A 15,180-nucleotide genomic window follows, 5' to 3' on the forward strand; every position below is an offset into this window, starting at 1 on the left:
CAGCGCGCCGTTATGAGAGGGAGAGCTATGGGAACCACCCCCTTCGATCTGACGGGGCGCACAGCCGTCGTCACGGGCGCCAACACGGGTATCGGGCAGGGCATCGCGCTTGCACTGGCCGAAGCCGGCGCGGACATCGCCGCGGTCGGGCGCAGCCGGGCCGACGAGACGGCCGAGAAAGTCCGCGCGCTGGGGCGCCGCTGCGAACTCGTGTCCGCCGATCTGTCGACGATCGCGCCGGTTGCCGATGTGGTCGACACCGTCGTCGCGAAGCTCGGCCGGCTCGACATCCTGGTCAACAATGCGGGAATCATCCGGCGCGCGGATGCGCTCGACTTCTCGGAAGAAGACTGGGACGCGGTGATGGACACCAATCTCAAGTCGCTGTTCTTTCTCTGTCAGGCTGCGGCGCGCCATATGGTCACCTGGTCGAGCCAGGATGGGCAGCGGGCAAAGATCATCAACATCGCCTCGATGCTCACGTTCCAGGGCGGCATTCGCGTCCCCAGCTATACCGCCAGCAAAAGCGGCGTGGGCGGGTTGACCAAGCTGCTTGCCAACGAGTGGGCGCCGCGGGGGATCAACGTCAACGCCATCGCACCGGGCTATATCGCCACCAACAACACCGCCGCGCTCCAGGCAGACGAGGTGCGCAACCGTCAGATCGTCGAGCGCATCCCCGAAGCGCGCTGGGGCCGGCCCGAGGACATCGGTGGAGCCGCCGTCTTCCTTGCCAGCAGCGCCGCCGACTACGTGCAGGGGCACGTTCTCGCGGTGGACGGCGGCTGGCTGGCGCGGTGAGCGAGGCTGTGCCGGCGCCTGTCGTCTGCTTCGGCGAGATGCTGGTGCGCCTTTCGCCTCCCGCCGGTGTGCCGCTCGCGCGCGCGGGCGAGTTGGGAATCGCGGTTGGCGGGGCAGAGGCCAATGTCGCCGCGGCGCTCGCCAGTCTGGGGCAGCCGGCAAAGATGCTCACTGTCGTTCCCGACAATCCACTGGGGCGGATGGCGCGGGCCACGCTCGCGTCCGCGGGAGTGGACACCGAATTCATGACCGCCGGACCGGGGCGCATGGGCTTGTACTTCTTCGAGCCGCCCGCCGGCCCGGTCGCCGGCCGGGTAACCTACGACCGGGGCGGGAGCGTCTTTGCCGATGCAGCGCCGGCCGACCTCGATTTCGCGCGTGCGCTCGACGGGGCGGCTTTGCTGCACATGTCCGGCATCACGCCGGCGCTCGGCCCGCGCGGGGTCGATCTCGCCCGTGCGGCCCAGGCCGCCGCAAAGGCGGCGCGCGTGCCGATCTGCTTCGACGGCAACTATCGCGCCCACTTGTGGGAAGGGTGGGATTCGAACCCGCGCGAGATCCTGCGCGAGCTGGTGGGCGAAGCGCGCATCCTGATCGGAAACCACCGCGATATCTCGCTCCTGCTCGGCGAAACCTTTTCCGGCGACGGGCCCGACAGGCGGCGCGAGGCGGCCGAAGCGGCCTTCGCGGCCTTTCCTTCGCTCGAACTGATCGCCTCCACCGCCCGCCATGTCGAGACCGGGCAGATCCATCGGCTTGCCGCCCGCGTCGATCGGCGGGGGGATCACTGGCAGACCGGCGAAGTGCGGATCGAGGGCGTGATCGACCGGATCGGGACCGGCGATGCCTTTGCCGCCGGCCTGCTGCTGCGATACCTCGAAGGCGCCTCGGCACAGGAAATGGCCAAGTCCGCACTCGCAATGGCGGTGATGAAGCACGGTGTGGCGGGGGACATGGTCCTGCCGACGCGTGCCGAACTCGACGAATTCGACGCGGGTGGCGGCGATGTCCGGCGCTAGGCTCGATCGCCGGGCTTTCGTCGCTGCGGGTATGGCTGCGGGAGCGGGGCTGGCATCGGCGCCCGTGCTGGGACGGCGCGCATCGGCGCGCCCGCAAGCCGGGCGCTATCGCGGGGTGCGAACCGGCCCGGTCGCCGCGTTTCTCGGCATCCGCTATGCCCGGGCAGCCCGTTTCGCGGCGCCCGAACCGATCGCTTTTACCGGCGAGCCGCTCGACGCGGTCGAGTTCGGCCCCATCGCCCCACAACTGGGACTGCAGGACCATCCGCAGAGCGAAGACTGCCTGTTCCTCAACGTCTGGACGCCCGAGGCAGATGCACGCGCCCGGCGCCCGGTCATGGTGTACTTCCACGGCGGCGCCTATACGTCGGGCACGGTCACCGATCCGCTGACCCACGGGCAGCATCTCGCGGAACGGGGCGACGTCGTGGTCGTCACCGTGAACCAGCGGCTCAACGTGTTCGGTTACGGCTGGCTCTCACCGTTCGGCGAACGGTTCGCCGATAGCGGAAATCTCGGCCAGCTCGACCTCCTCTGCGCCCTCGGGTGGGTGCGCGCGAACATCGGGGCATTCGGCGGCGATCCTGCGCGCGTGATGGTCTTCGGGCAGTCGGGCGGCGGAGCGAAGATTGCCACACTGATGGCCATGCCTGCCGCCGCGGGCCTGTTCCATTCCGCCGCCACGATGAGCGGACAGCAGGTTACGGCGAGCGGCCCGGGCAATGCTCTGGCGCGGACCCGCGCTTTCCTGGCGGAGATCGGGGTGCGCGAAGGCGACATCGACAGCCTGCTTGCCCTGCCGGCGGAACGGCTGGTCGAAGGGCTGGATGCGCGCGATCCCATCCTGGGTGGACGCGTCTATTTCGGGCCGGTGCTGGACATGAGGAACCTGCCTCGCCATCCGTTCTGGCCCGACGCGGCGCCCCAGTCGCGCGATATCCCGATGATACTGGGCAATACGCTGGATGAGACGCGAGCTTTCATCGACCCGCGCGGCCCTGTCCTCGCCGGGATCGACTGGTCGAACATCGCTGAAAGGCTGGCGCCCCAGATCCGGATCGATCTCGATCCGCGCTGGGTGGTGGCACAATATCGCGCACGCTATCCCGATTGGTCGGTAGAGCGCGTGTTCTATGCCGCCACCACCGCCGGGCGAAGCTGGCCCGGGCAGGTGATCGAGGCCGATGCCCGTGCGCGCGCCGGCGCGAAGCAGACCTGGGTCTATCAACTCGATCGCCCCTCGCCGATCGATCCATTGCGGGGTGCGGCGCACACTGACGATCTTCCCTATCTGTTCGGCACGCTCGACGCGCCGGGCAGCTATTCGGGCACCGATAGCGGGGCCGCCGCGACCAGCGCCGCGATGATCGCGGCGTTTACAGGCCTGGCGCGTGCGGGCCGGCCGGGTCTGCCGGAGTGGACGCCCTATACCCTGCCCGCCCGCGATACGCTGGTGATCGGCGACGGGACGACGACGATGGTGGCGGACCCGCGCCGATGGCAGCGCGAGCTGTGGGCCACGGCCCCCTATATCCAGCCCGGAAGCTGAGCGGCGGCCCGCGCGATCATTCGCGCGGGCTCGTCGGATAGGCGATGATGATCGAGAGCGGTTCCGGCCCGACCTGGCGGATTCCGACCACGGCCCCTTCGTAGAGATAGGCCGCCATGCCCGGTCGCAGCTCCGCCTCCTGCCCGTCGGAGATCACGACGCCCCGGCCCGAAGTCACGTAGTAGACCTCGTCGTGGCTGATCGGGTGCTCGCCCACTGCGGCCCCGGGGTCGAGGACGCGGCGGCGGAACTCCATCGTGCGCGGCTGCGGCGCGGCATCGCTGATGCGATAGGCGGTGGACATACCGATCGCGCCATGCGGCGGCGCCTCGCGGACCATGACATCTTCTTCGGCAACGACCACCATCGGCGGCGCCGCGGCAGGCGGGTCGCCCGCCGATGCCATCGTGCAGGCGGGCAGGGCCGCTGCGGCGGCGAGAGTCCAGCAGCGGCTCATTGCCCGCCTCCCCGCATCTCGCGGTCGCGCGGCGACAGATGCTCCTGCGCGCCGACCTTCTGGCCCGGATAGCGGCCGCTGCGCGGAGTCATCGTATCGAGGTTCCAATCGGCTTCGCGGAAGGGGGCGCGGGTCGATTCGATTTGCGGATAGCCGCCCACTTCGTCTTCCGAATCGATAATCTCGCCGCGACCTTCGGCAATATAGAACAGGACGCGGATCTCCTCTTCGCCCCGATCCCAGGGACGCGCCCCGGCGGTTGCGAGCAGCGTCGTCTCGACGTCTTCCGTCGGCAGGATGTCGAAGGCCGAAAGATCGGCCAGCGGCGTTTCGGAACGGATCAGCCTGGCCCGGGTATGGCCGTAGCGGCCGAACTCCGGCAGAGGATTGCCGTGCCGGTCGACCGCGACGTTGTCCTTGCCGTAATAGGCGAGATCGCCCACGCCGCCGAGCATCAGGAAGGGCAGCCCTTCGTCGGTATCGTTGCCGCCGCGCATGACATTGCCGACCGCCGTGATCTCCCCCGTGACATGCGGGTAGCCGGCCCATTCCAGGTCCATCAGGTTGTAGTGCACGGCGCGAAGCTGCGGGTTGTAGATAAGGTTGTTCACCATCGTGACCTGCGCGCCGCCCTTTACCAGCGGCGCGCGTTCCACATGATGCGCCCAGATATTGCGGTCGAACACCACGCCGGTCGCATTGTCGTGGACCAGCGACCCTTTCGAGTGCTCGCCTTTGGGGTGGCTCGAATCGGCCAGTCCCTCCGCTGCAAGGTTGAGCCGGAAGGTGATGTTGTGACTGGTCCCCTCGCGCCATTCCTCCACCGAATCGCCGGTGAAGCGCGGCCCGCTGGCGGACATGTTCTCGTCGATCGCCCACATGAAGGTGTTGTTTTCGACCAGAACGTTCGCGGCGCCGGCTGTCGAAAAGGCATCGACCTCCCACCCGCTCCGCTTTGCCTGTCCGGCAGCGCCGGTCAGCACGCGCAGATGGCTGATCTTCACATCGTGCGTCTTCACGTCGATCCCGCCGCGCAGCAGGGTGATGCCGGGCGAGGGGGCTGTCTGGCCGGCTATGGTCACATAGGGCTCGCTGATCCGCAGCGAGGACCGGCCGAGATCGATCGCGCCGCCCACTTCGAACACGATGATTCGCGGACCCTTGGCGGCGAGCGCCTCGGCGAGGCTGCCCGGCCCGTCCTTGGCCAGGGAGGTTACTTTGATGATGCGGCCGCCCTTGCCGCCCTCGGTCGGGTCCGGCGGGGCGGCATGTCCCGGTGCGGCGATCAGCAGGCTGAGCGCCCCGGCGAAAGCGGCCAGGTGCGCGGCAAATTTCATTTTCATGGCGTCTCCTCTCCAACACAACTTGACAAGGGTTGCCTGCATAGGCAATGAAGAATGACACCGGTTACCAAAAAACGCCGGAGTTGGGAATGATCGGATGTCGGAGGGTGTGGCGCTGAGGCGCCCGCAGACTCACCCCGAAAAGACACCGGTGCCATTTTGGGGAGGAGTTATGAAGTACTCACTCGTTTCGTGTCGTGCCAAGGCGGCCCTGCTGGCCGGGAGCGCGCTGGTTCTGCCGCACACGGTGTTCGCTCAGGACACCGCCACGCTGGATGCCGAAGAGGTCGGCCAGGAGGCGCTGGCCGAGGTTGCAGACGAAGGTAACGTCATCGTCGTTTCGGGTTTTCGCGAATCGCTGAACGCCGCCGTCGCGGCGAAGCGTGAGGCGGTCGGCCAGGTCGACGTCATCGTCGCCGAAGACATTGCGAAATTCCCAGACACCAATCTTGCCGAATCGCTCCAGCGCATTCCCGGCGTCGCGATCGAACGCGATGCCGGCGAGGGGCGCCAGATTACCGTCCGCGGCCTGGGCGCGCAGTTCACCCGTGTGCGCGTGAACGGAATGGAGACGATTGCGACGTCGGTCGACGGTGCGTCGTCCAACCGCGACCGCGCTTTCGACTTCAACGTCTTCGCGTCCGAGCTGTTCAACTCGATCGTCGTCAACAAGACCGCCTCGGCCAAGCTGGACGAAGGTTCGCTGGGGGCGGTGATCGATCTCAGCACGGGCAACCCGCTGGCTTATGGGGCGGGGACGAAGTTCGTCGTCACCGCGCAGGGGCGCTACAACGATCTCAACGACGACATCTCGCCGCGCCTCGCCGGCCTGGCCGCGTGGAACAACGCGGACGAGACGTTCGGCGTGTCGGCCTCCGTCGCCTGGTCGAAGTACGAGACGCCCGAGCTGGGCAACAACACCGTCCGCTGGGCGAACGGAGAGATCGAAGAGCAGGAGGACGGGACCTACAAGTTCACCAATGTCTTTCGGTCGGTCGACGGCGTGAACTGCCGCGATAACCCCACCGACGCTGGTTGTAACGAGGTCGCCGAAGCGTTCCACCCGCGCATCCCGCGTTACGGCCTGGTCAACCATGAGCGCGAGCGGCTCGGCGCGACTGCTGCCATCCAGTTCCGGCCCACGGACAACACGGATATCGAAATTAACGCGCTCTATTCCAACTTCAAGGAAAATCGCGACGAGTACTGGGGCGAGGTTCTGCTGCGTTCCAACGAGGACGATATCGACGTCGTCGATTATGCGATCGATGGCGACAACAACCTGATCAGCGCGGACCTCTCCAATGCGTGGATCCGCAACGAGCGGTATCACCGCGAAAGCGAGACCGATTTCTATCAGGTGTCCGGCCGGCTCGAGCAGCGCTTCGGCGATCTGACGACCACGCTCTCGGGTGGCTTCTCGAAGTCGGATGCCACGATCCCCGTCGAGACCACGATCATTTTCGACGATCGCGACGGCGAGTACAGCTACGACTACACGGATATGAAGTTTCCGCGGCTGACGTTCGGCACCGACGTGACGGATCCGGGCAACTTCCAGCTCGCGGAATTCCGCGACCGGCCGAGCAGGGTCGAGAACAAGTTCAAGACCATTGCGCTCGATCTCGAATACGAGCCGGTCGATGGGCTGCGCCTGTCGGCGGGGCCGTTCTACCGCGAGTTCGAGTTCTTCACGACGAGCGCGCGGCGCGACAGCCAGTATTGCTCGGCCTTCGATTGCGAACCCGGCGCCTATGGCGCGCCTGTCACGCCCGATCTGGCCGAACTGTTCGAGCTGGGCGATGCGGGGCAGCCGTCGGGCAACACCAATGCCTGGATCGTTCCCGATCTCGATGCCGCGGTCGCGTTCCTCGACCTCTACGGCATTCCCGCGGTTACCCGCGAAGGCGACGAGCGGGGCGTGACGGAAGAGGTCAAGGGCGGCTATTTCCAGACCGATTTCGAGATCGATCCCGGTGTGCGGATGACGGGCAACTTCGGCGTGCGCTACGCGCACACCAAGCAGACCTCGCAGGGCTTCGTTTCGGGCGAGTATCTTACGGTCAAGCGCAGCTACGACGATTTTCTGCCGGCCGTTAACCTGAACATTTTCCCCGCGGACAACTTTATCGTCCGCGGTGCGATCGCCCAGGTTGTCACGCGGCCGACACTGGGTTCGCTGACGCCCGGCGGTTCGGTTGACGAATTCAACTTCCGCATCAGCCGGGGGAACCCGTTCATCGATCCGTACCGGGCCTGGAACTACGACGTCTCGCTCGAATGGTACTTCGCGCCGGGGGCGATCCTGTCGCTGGCCGGCTTCGTAAAGGACATCGAGAGCTTCCCGGTCGGCACTTCGCGCGAAATCACCTTCGCCGAAAGCGGCCTGTCGACGTCGCTTCTCACCTCCGGCACCCCGGCCTACGATGCGGTGGTCAACGGCACCGATCCCGATCGCCTGTTCGAGTTCCGCACTACGACGAACGGCGAAGGCGCGGTGATCAAGGGGCTGGAGCTTGGCCTGAACCTGCCGTTTTCCGCCTTTACCGGCGCGCCGTTCCTGAGCGACTTCGGCATCCTGGGCAACGTGACCTATGTCGACAGTAATCGGGACGAGGAATTCCAAGGCGAGATCTACGAGATCACTTTCCCCGGCGTTTCGAAATACTCGGCCAACGGCACGATCTATTACGACAACGGCCGTTTCTCGGTCCGCGTATCGGGCGCCTATCGCGACGACTACAACACCGGCGGCAGCGGCAACGGCAACTTCCTCGAAGGCTTCGGGTCGACCTTCAACCTCGACGCGTCGATCCGGTACAAGCTGACCGACAATATCGAGCTGCTGATCGACGGTAACAACCTGACCGACCAGTATCGTTATCGCTGGACCGACGACTTTGCTCGCCGGAACTACGAGAACAATCACTTCGGGCGTATCGTCATGGTCGGCGCGCGCGTCGAATTCTGAAGGGGTCGTTCGGGTCGCAACGAAGGAGGGGCTCGCGCATGAACAGCGATCGCAGATCATTGCTCGGCGCGGGCCTCGCCGCGTCGCTGCTGGGGGCCACACGGCTTTCGGCGCAGACGCCGCCGCCTTCCGCCCCGGAGGGGCCGCCGCCGGGTCTTCCGCAGCCGATCGAAACCATAGACCTCTGGCCCGGCGGCGCGCCGGGAATGCCCGCGCAGCCGCCGGTCGAGCAGGTCGAAGAGCGTTCGGCCGATCCGCTCGTTGCCGACCGCGCGGTGCGCGGCATCACGGTGCCGCGCCTGTCGGTTTTCCGGCCCGACCGGCCCAACGGCGGCGCCGTTCTGTTGATACCGGGCGGCGGGTATCGGCATGTCGTGGTGGACAAGGAAGGCTACGAGATGGCGCGCTGGCTATCCGCCCGCGGCTTCACGGCCTTCGTTCTGTTCTATCGTCTGCCTTATGACGGATGGGCGGCGGGCCCCGATGTCTGCCTGTCCGATGCGCAGCGCGCCATGCGGATTATTCGTCAGCGCCACCGCGATTTCGCGCTCGATCCCGAGCGGGTCGCGGCTATGGGCTTCTCTGCCGGCGGCCACTTGTGTGCCGACCTTGCGACGCGCTTCGCGCAGCGCACTTACGATCCGGTGGACGAGGCGGACCGGCTGGGCGCGAGACCGGTCTGTGCCGCGCCGGTCTATCCGGTGATGGCGATGCAGGCGCCCCACGCCCATCCCGGATCGCGCGAGCGGCTGCTCGGCCCATCGCCTTCGGCTGCGCTCGAGGCTGCCCATTCCCCCCATCGAAACGTGCCGCGCGATGCGCCGCCGTTCTTCATCCTTCATGCGGAGGACGACGATGTCGTCCCGGTCGAAAACAGTCTGCTTCTGCGCGCCGCGCTCAAGGCCCAGGGTGTGGCTGTCGAAACGCACCTGTTCCGCCACGGCGGTCACGGTTTCGGCCTGCGCAAGGCCACAGGCAAGCCGGTCGCCGCCTGGCCCGAACTGTGGCGCGACTGGGCACGCGGAACAGGTCTGGGCTGACGTGTCTGTCGACCGTCGCTCTCTTCTGGCCGGAGCCGGTGTAGCCGGGCTGGTCGCCCCTTTCGGGCTCTCCGCCCCGCTGGCCGGCGCACGGGAACAGCACCGGCCGGCACAGCGCCGTTACCTGCGCGGGTTCGACAACCAGCGCGTACCTGACCAGGGCAACGGCACGTTTCTTAATCCCGTGCTATCGGGCGACCGGCCGGACCCGGCGATCCTGAAGGACGGGGACGACTACTACGTCACCTTCTCCACTTTCGATGCCTATCCGGGTCTGACCATCTGGCATTCGCGCGATCTGGTGAACTGGCGCCCGCGCAAGCCGGCGCTCCATCGCAATATCGGTTCGGTCTGGGCGCCCAGCCTGCACAAGGATCGCGGACGTTATCTGCTCTACATCCCGGTCAAGGCCAGTCCCCGGAACGATATCTTCGTCACCTGGGCCGATGCGATCGACGGGCCGTGGAGCGACCCGGTGCCGCTGGGCCTGCACGACCATATCGATCCTTGTCACGCGGTCGCCGAAGACGGGAGCCGCTGGCTGTTCCTTTCGGGCGGCGATCGCGTGCGCCTGTCGGACGACAACCTGTCGCTCGCGGGCGCGGTCGAACATGTCTACGACCCGTGGCGTTACCCGTCCGACTGGATCGTCGAGGGATTCGCGCCGGAAGGCCCAAAGATCCACCGTATCGGCGAATGGTTCTACATGCTCACCGCGGTTGGCGGGACGGCGGGGCCGCCGACCGGGCACATGGTCATTGCCGCTCGCGCGCGTTCGCTTCACGGTCCGTGGGAACACCATCCTGACAATCCTCTGGTGCGCACGACGTCGATCGACGAGGCCTGGTGGTCGCGCGGGCACGCTTCGCTGGTCGAGGGGCCCGAGGGCGACTGGTGGTCGCTTTATCACGGATACGAGAACGGCTTCTGGACGCTCGGCCGGCAGTGCCTGATGGACCCGGTGCGTTTTCGGCCCGACGGCTGGTTCGAAATGACCGGCGGCGACCTGTCCCGGCCCCTGGCCAAGCCGGCCGGCGGGGAGGCGCAGCCGCACGGTATGCCGCTGTCCGACGACTTTTCCGGCCCGCTCGCGCTCGGCAGCAAGTGGGCGTTCTTTCGCCCGTCGGCGAACGAGGCGGACAGAGTCAGCGCAGGCGGCGGCGTTCTGCGCTTCGCCGGCAAGGGGGAGGCGCCGTCCAGCGGTTCACCCCTGTTGCTGACCGCGGGCGATCGCAGCTACCGCTTCGAATGCGATATCGAAATCGCGCCGGGTGGACGGGCCGGGCTGGTCCTGTTCTACGACGACAAGCTCTATTGCGGGCTCGGCTTCGATGCCGAGCGGTTCGTGACCCATCAGTACGGGATAGAGCGCGCCCGACCGGCCAACCCGCACGGAAGCCGGATGCGGATGCGGGTAACGAACCGCGAGCATATCGTCACTTACGATACCAGCGGCGACGGGGGGCGCACCTGGCACCGCTTCGACCGCGGAATGGAAGTTTCGGGGTATCATCACAATGTTCGCGGGGGGTTTCACATGCTGCGCCCCGGGCTCTATGCCGCAGGACCGGGAGAGGCAAAGTTCCGCGATTTTCGTTTCATGGCGCTCGACAGTTGACGATGAGGGACGATCGCCTGGCTTCGCTCGGGTGTGGCCCGGTATCGCGCCGCCGCCTGCTTGGCGGAGGGCTGGCGCTGTCGGCAGCGACGTTCCTCCCCGCCTGCAAGCCGCGCATGTCCGGGCTGCTCACGGGGGCCGACACGCACCCGGCCGATTACCCCACAGTGAAGGCGGTCGAGTTCATGGGCCGCTATCTTTTCGAGCGCACCGGCGGGCGGCTGGGGATCAAGGTCTATGCCGGGGGGCAGCTGGGCAGCGAGACCGATACCCTGGAGATCACGAGTTTCGGCGGACTCGACTTCAATCGCGTGAACTTCGCCCCGCTCAATTCGATCGAGCCGATGACGCTGCCGTTTTCGCTGCCGTTCGTTTTCGAATCGGTGGCCCATATGCGGCGCGTGGTCGACAGCGCGGTGGGGGACGAGGTTCTCGCGACGCTGGAACCGCACGGGCTGATTGGTCTGTGCATCTACGATTCGGGGGCGCGCAGTTTCTACAACACGCGGCGGGCGATCCGCACGCCGGACGATATGGCCGGCCTGAAACTGCGCGTGCCGGCATCCGATCTCTACGTGGCAATGGTCAATGCGCTGGGCGCGAACGCTGTCCCGATCCCGTTCGGCGAGGTCTATCAGTCGCTGGCGCAGGGCGTGATCGACGGGGCGGAGAACAACTGGCCCTCTTTCGTCAGCGCCCGTCATTACGAGGTCGCGACTTATTATAGCCTGACCGAGCATCTGCTGACGCCCGAAGCGCTGGTGATGAGCAAGACGAGCTGGGACGGGCTTTCGCCCGACGACAGGCGGCTCGTTCGCGAGGCCGCGAAGCTCTCGGTCGTCGAAATGCGTCGCCTGTGGGACCAGCGCGTGACCGAGGCCAAGGCGACGATCGCAGCGTCTCCGGTCGCGGTCAACGCGGTCGAGAAAGAGCCGTTCGCCGCGCTCATGCGCCCGGTGTGGGATCAGTTCATCACCACGCCGGCCCAGAAATCGGTCGTCGAACGCATTCTGGCGATGAGGGAGGGGTGAAAATGGCCGCGACCATCGCACGCTGGCTGATCGGATTCGGTGCGGCCGGGCTGATTGCAATGACGGCGATCATCGCCTGGCAGGTATTCGGCCGCTTCGTCCTCGATGCGAGCCCGTCGTGGACCGAGCAGGCCTCGCTGATCCTGATGATCTGGTATGTCATGTTCGCTTCCGCCGCCGGCGTCTACGAAGGGTTCCATATTCGCATCGCGCTATTGGAAGAACGCCTGGGGGACGCGAGCCGGCCGGTCGCGCGGGTCGTGGCGCTGGTGATTGCCCTCGCCGGCCTGGTGCTCCTTGTCTATGGCGCGCAGCTTTGCTGGGCGGTCAGAGGCAATGCCGTCCCTTCGCTGGGGATTAGCCGTGCGGTGGCCTATATTCCCCTGCCCATTGCGGGCCTGCTGATGACGGTATTCGCCCTCCCCCGCGTTATAAGCGGGCGTAGCGCGGTCGAAGGGGGCGCCGGCTGATGGAGCTTCTGGTCCTTTTCGGCGTGCTGTTCCTCCTGCTTGCCATCGGCGTGCCGGTGGCATTCTCCCTGCTTGCTGCCGCACTCTGCTGCTTCGCGGCCATGGGTATCCCGCCGATCGTCGCGGTGCAGCGCGTTGCCGCCGGGATCAGCGTGTTCACGCTGATGGCGATACCGTTCTTCATCTTTGCCGGCGACCTCATGTACCGGGCGGGGATCGCGGAGCGTCTGGTGCGGGTGGCCGATGCGGCCGTCGGGCGCGTGCGCGGCGGACTCGGTATTGTCGATGTCGGCGCATCGATGATGTTCGGCGCGGTGTCGGGCTCCGCCATTGCCAGCGCGTCCGCCATCGGCTCGACGATGGTGCCGCTGATGCGCGACAAGGGCTATCCCGGCGATTACGCGGTGAACGTAACGGTGACGGCGGCCATCGTCGGCCTGTTGATCCCGCCGTCGCACAACATGATCATCTATTCCGCCGCTTCGGGCATCGGCGTTTCGATCGGCGACCTGTTTCTCGCCGGGGTCATACCCGGCCTGCTGACCGGCGCCATGCTGATGCTCATGGCCTGGCTGGTTGCCCGGCGTCGCGGCTTGCCGGTCGGCCGGTTCCCCGGATGGCGCGAGTTCGTGCGTGCTGCCGCCTATGCGGTGCCGGGTCTGATGACCGCGGTGATCATCATGGGCGGCATTCTCAGCGGGGTCTTCACGCCGACCGAAAGCTCGGCCGTGGCGGTTGTCTACACCCTGCTGATCGGCGCGTTCGTCTATCGCAGCCTCGGCTGGCGGGGCACCTGGGAAGCGGCGGCCAAATCCGTGCGGACGGCATCGATGGTGCTGTTCATCATCGCCGCTGCGACCGCATTCGGCTTCGCGCTCGCTCTGCTCGAAGTGCCGGCGGCGCTCGCCTCGCTAATCGGGCTGATGACCGAGAACCCCCTGCTGACCCTGCTCATCATCAATCTGATGCTGCTGGCGCTGGGCACCTTCATGGACATGGCGCCGCTGATCGTCATTACCACGCCGATTTTCCTGCCGGTTGCGATGGGCGTTGGCGTCGACCCCGTCCATTTCGGGATCATCATGATGCTGAACCTGGGCATCGGGCTGGTGACGCCGCCGGTGGGCTCTGTGCTGTTCGTCGGCTCTGCGGTCGGCAAGGAGCCGGTGACCGCGCTGGTGCGGACGATCTGGCCGTTCTATCTGACGCTGATCGCGGCGCTGCTGCTGATCACTTACGTGCCCGCGCTTTCGCTGTGGCTGCCGCAGGCAATGGGGCAATAACCGTCAGAGCGTGACGCCGCGTTTCCAGATCGAGATGACCCGCTGTCCGCTGCGTTCGGCGGCGGTCGGCTCGCCGCTGGCAATCGCCAGCAGGTGGGCGGCGAAGGCATCGGCCACGGCCTCGCGCGGTTCGTCCAGCATCCGGCCGGCATCGAAATCGATCCAGCCGGCCTTGTCGCGCGCCAGGCGCGAGTTGGACGCAACCTTGACCGTCGGCACCGGGAAGCCGAGCGGAGTCCCGCGCCCGGTCGTGAACAGGATCATCGTCGCGCCTGCGGCAGCCAGCGCGGTCGAGGACACCGCGTCGTTGCCCGGCGCCTCCAGCAGCGTCAGGCCCGGCCGTGTCGCCTGCGCGCCATAGTCGATGACGTCGACCAGCGGCGCCTGCCCGCCCTTCTGCACCGCGCCGAGCGACTTTTCCTCCAGCGTGGTAATCCCGCCCGCGATATTGCCGGGCGAGGGGTTTTCCGACACCGGCTGCCCCTGATCGAGGAAATAGCGCTTGAACCGGTTGAGCAGCGCGCCCGCCGCCTCGAACACCTCGGGCGAGATGGCGCGGCCGAAGAGCGCCTGCTCCGCGCCGAAGATCTCCGGGATTTCGGTCAGGACCGCCGTTCCGCCCGATGCGGCCAGCCGGTCGCTGAAGAGGCCGAGCAGCGGATTGGCGGTGAGGCCGGAAAGCGCATCGGACCCGCCGCACTTCAGGCCGACCGCCAGTGCGGAAGCGGGCGCCTCCTCGCGCCGGGCCGGCGCCAGGAGGTCGACGAGTTCGTCCACCATCCGCACCGCGGCGGCCCGTTCGTCTCCCGCATCCTGCGCGCGGACGATGCGCAGCTTGTGGCGGTTTGCAGGATCGATAGCGGCGACGAGTTCGTCGAGCTGATTGGATTCGCACCCCAGGCCGACCAGCACCACCCCGCCGGCATTGGGGTTGGCACACAGCCCGGCCAGCGCCCGGCGCGTTCCGGCAAGATCGTCGCCCAGTTGCGAACAACCGTGGGGATGACCGAATCCTGCGACAGCGTCGATCCGTCCGGCATGGCGCGCGGCACATTCGCGCGCGACATCTTCCACCAGCGGCGCGACGCAGCCGACCGTTGGCAGGAGCCAGACTTCGTTGCGGGTGGCGAAACGGCCATCGTCCCGGCGATATCCGCGCCACGCCGGCAGCGGCCGGGCGTTCGGCGCGCTTCGCCTCGCGTTCCCGGGGCGGTAGGCCACCTCGCCGGAAAGGCTGGTGGCGAGATTGTGCGAATGCACGTGGTCGCCCGCCGCGATGGCCTGCGTCGCACGGCCGATGGCGGCACCGAAGCGCACGACCCGGTCGCCGGTTTCCAGCGATCCCAGCGCGAACTTGTGCCCCGCCGGGATATCGGCGCGAATACGTATTTGCGCGCCCTCGACCTCTAGGGCCTCCCCGGCCGGCAGCGGATGCAATGCCGTTGCGACATTGTCGGCGTCATGGGCGCGTATCGCCTGCAATCGTGTGGTTTGCGTCATCCAATGGCCAGGAAGCGAGGCGGTCCAGGTGAAGGCTTTCGGCCTGCAAAACCGCGGATTTTGCAGCTTTGATACCGGTTTCCAAGGGGCGCGCCAAG

At 66.8% G+C, this 15,180-nt stretch carries 12 protein-coding genes; 9 read left to right on the forward strand and 3 right to left on the reverse strand.

The genetic code is table 11. The annotated features are described in order from the left end of the window. Nucleotides 1-27: 27 nt before the first annotated feature. Genes kduD through V5F89_RS04770 form a run of 3 tightly spaced genes read left to right on the forward strand, consistent with a single transcriptional unit; the run spans nucleotide 28 to nucleotide 3,369 of the window. Nucleotides 28-801, forward strand: coding sequence for a 2-dehydro-3-deoxy-D-gluconate 5-dehydrogenase KduD (kduD, locus tag V5F89_RS04760; protein WP_338447105.1), 774 nt, complete (start codon nucleotides 28-30; stop codon nucleotides 799-801). Then, complete coding sequence (locus V5F89_RS04765) at nucleotides 798-1,820, forward strand: sugar kinase (protein WP_338447106.1); 1,023 nt, start codon at nucleotides 798-800, stop codon at nucleotides 1,818-1,820. The genes kduD and V5F89_RS04765 overlap by 4 nt, the downstream gene beginning before the upstream one ends. Continuing rightward, nucleotides 1,807-3,369: a carboxylesterase/lipase family protein gene (locus V5F89_RS04770; RefSeq protein ID WP_338447107.1), complete on the forward strand. Its 1,563-nt coding sequence runs from the start codon at nucleotides 1,807-1,809 to the stop codon at nucleotides 3,367-3,369. Before V5F89_RS04765 ends, V5F89_RS04770 begins: the two co-directional genes overlap by 14 nt. A gap of 16 nt (nucleotides 3,370-3,385) precedes the next feature. On the opposite strand, the gene V5F89_RS04775 is transcribed toward V5F89_RS04770, so the two are convergent. Then, nucleotides 3,386-3,775 (reverse strand): cupin domain-containing protein, encoded by a 390-nt coding sequence (locus tag V5F89_RS04775; protein WP_338447517.1) that lies wholly within the window; start codon nucleotides 3,773-3,775, stop codon nucleotides 3,386-3,388. A 47-nt stretch (nucleotides 3,776-3,822) separates the two neighbouring features. Continuing rightward, a complete protein-coding gene (locus V5F89_RS04780) occupies nucleotides 3,823-5,169 on the reverse strand; it encodes a pectate lyase family protein (protein ID WP_425334374.1) in 1,347 nt (448 codons plus the stop codon). Nucleotides 5,170-5,341: 172 nt separating this feature from the next. Here V5F89_RS04780 and V5F89_RS04785 point away from each other — a divergent pair, with 172 nt between their 5' ends. Genes V5F89_RS04785 through V5F89_RS04810 form a run of 6 tightly spaced genes read left to right on the forward strand, consistent with a single transcriptional unit; the run spans nucleotide 5,342 to nucleotide 13,582 of the window. Further along, on the forward strand, nucleotides 5,342-8,140 hold the full coding sequence (locus V5F89_RS04785; RefSeq protein WP_338447108.1) for a TonB-dependent receptor: 2,799 nt from the start codon (nucleotides 5,342-5,344) through the stop codon (nucleotides 8,138-8,140). Between the two features lie 38 nt (nucleotides 8,141-8,178). Continuing rightward, complete coding sequence (locus tag V5F89_RS04790; protein ID WP_338447109.1) at nucleotides 8,179-9,180, forward strand: alpha/beta hydrolase; 1,002 nt, start codon at nucleotides 8,179-8,181, stop codon at nucleotides 9,178-9,180. A 1-nt stretch (nucleotide 9,181) separates the two neighbouring features. After that, nucleotides 9,182-10,798 carry a family 43 glycosylhydrolase gene (locus V5F89_RS04795; RefSeq protein WP_425334375.1) on the forward strand — a complete coding sequence of 539 codons (1,617 nt, stop codon included), beginning with the start codon at nucleotides 9,182-9,184 and terminating at the stop codon, nucleotides 10,796-10,798. Between the two features lie 2 nt (nucleotides 10,799-10,800). Then, nucleotides 10,801-11,829, forward strand: a complete 1,029-nt coding sequence (locus tag V5F89_RS04800; protein WP_338447110.1) for a TRAP transporter substrate-binding protein — start codon at nucleotides 10,801-10,803, stop codon at nucleotides 11,827-11,829. A gap of 2 nt (nucleotides 11,830-11,831) precedes the next feature. Beyond that, nucleotides 11,832-12,299, forward strand: coding sequence for a TRAP transporter small permease (locus tag V5F89_RS04805; RefSeq protein ID WP_338447111.1), 468 nt, complete (start codon nucleotides 11,832-11,834; stop codon nucleotides 12,297-12,299). Then, on the forward strand, nucleotides 12,299-13,582 hold the full coding sequence (locus tag V5F89_RS04810; RefSeq protein ID WP_338447112.1) for a TRAP transporter large permease: 1,284 nt from the start codon (nucleotides 12,299-12,301) through the stop codon (nucleotides 13,580-13,582). Before V5F89_RS04805 ends, V5F89_RS04810 begins: the two co-directional genes overlap by 1 nt. Nucleotides 13,583-13,585: 3 nt before the next feature. On the opposite strand, the gene V5F89_RS04815 is transcribed toward V5F89_RS04810, so the two are convergent. Next, a complete protein-coding gene (locus tag V5F89_RS04815; protein WP_338447113.1) occupies nucleotides 13,586-15,082 on the reverse strand; it encodes an altronate dehydratase family protein in 1,497 nt (498 codons plus the stop codon). Between the last annotated feature and the right edge of the window lie 98 nt (nucleotides 15,083-15,180).

This window comes from Pelagerythrobacter marensis (assembly GCF_036700095.1).
Taxonomy (GTDB): Bacteria; Pseudomonadota; Alphaproteobacteria; order Sphingomonadales; family Sphingomonadaceae; genus Pelagerythrobacter; species Pelagerythrobacter marensis_A.

Bases quoted from the DNA above. Each gene is read 5' to 3' on its own strand.
- kduD (WP_338447105.1), top strand. From the start codon at position 28: ATGGGAACCACCCCCTTCGATCTGACGGGGCGCACAGCCGTCGTCACG.
- V5F89_RS04785 (WP_338447108.1), top strand. From the start codon at position 5,342: ATGAAGTACTCACTCGTTTCGTGTCGTGCCAAGGCGGCCCTGCTGGCC.
- V5F89_RS04790 (WP_338447109.1), top strand. From the start codon at position 8,179: ATGAACAGCGATCGCAGATCATTGCTCGGCGCGGGCCTCGCCGCGTCG.
- V5F89_RS04770 (WP_338447107.1), top strand. From the start codon at position 1,807: ATGTCCGGCGCTAGGCTCGATCGCCGGGCTTTCGTCGCTGCGGGTATG.
- V5F89_RS04800 (WP_338447110.1), top strand. From the start codon at position 10,801: ATGAGGGACGATCGCCTGGCTTCGCTCGGGTGTGGCCCGGTATCGCGC.
- V5F89_RS04775 (WP_338447517.1), bottom strand. From the start codon at position 3,775: ATGGCATCGGCGGGCGACCCGCCTGCCGCGGCGCCGCCGATGGTGGTC.
- V5F89_RS04780 (WP_425334374.1), bottom strand. From the start codon at position 5,169: ATGAAAATGAAATTTGCCGCGCACCTGGCCGCTTTCGCCGGGGCGCTC.
- V5F89_RS04805 (WP_338447111.1), top strand. From the start codon at position 11,832: ATGGCCGCGACCATCGCACGCTGGCTGATCGGATTCGGTGCGGCCGGG.
- V5F89_RS04815 (WP_338447113.1), bottom strand. From the start codon at position 15,082: ATGACGCAAACCACACGATTGCAGGCGATACGCGCCCATGACGCCGAC.
- V5F89_RS04810 (WP_338447112.1), top strand. From the start codon at position 12,299: ATGGAGCTTCTGGTCCTTTTCGGCGTGCTGTTCCTCCTGCTTGCCATC.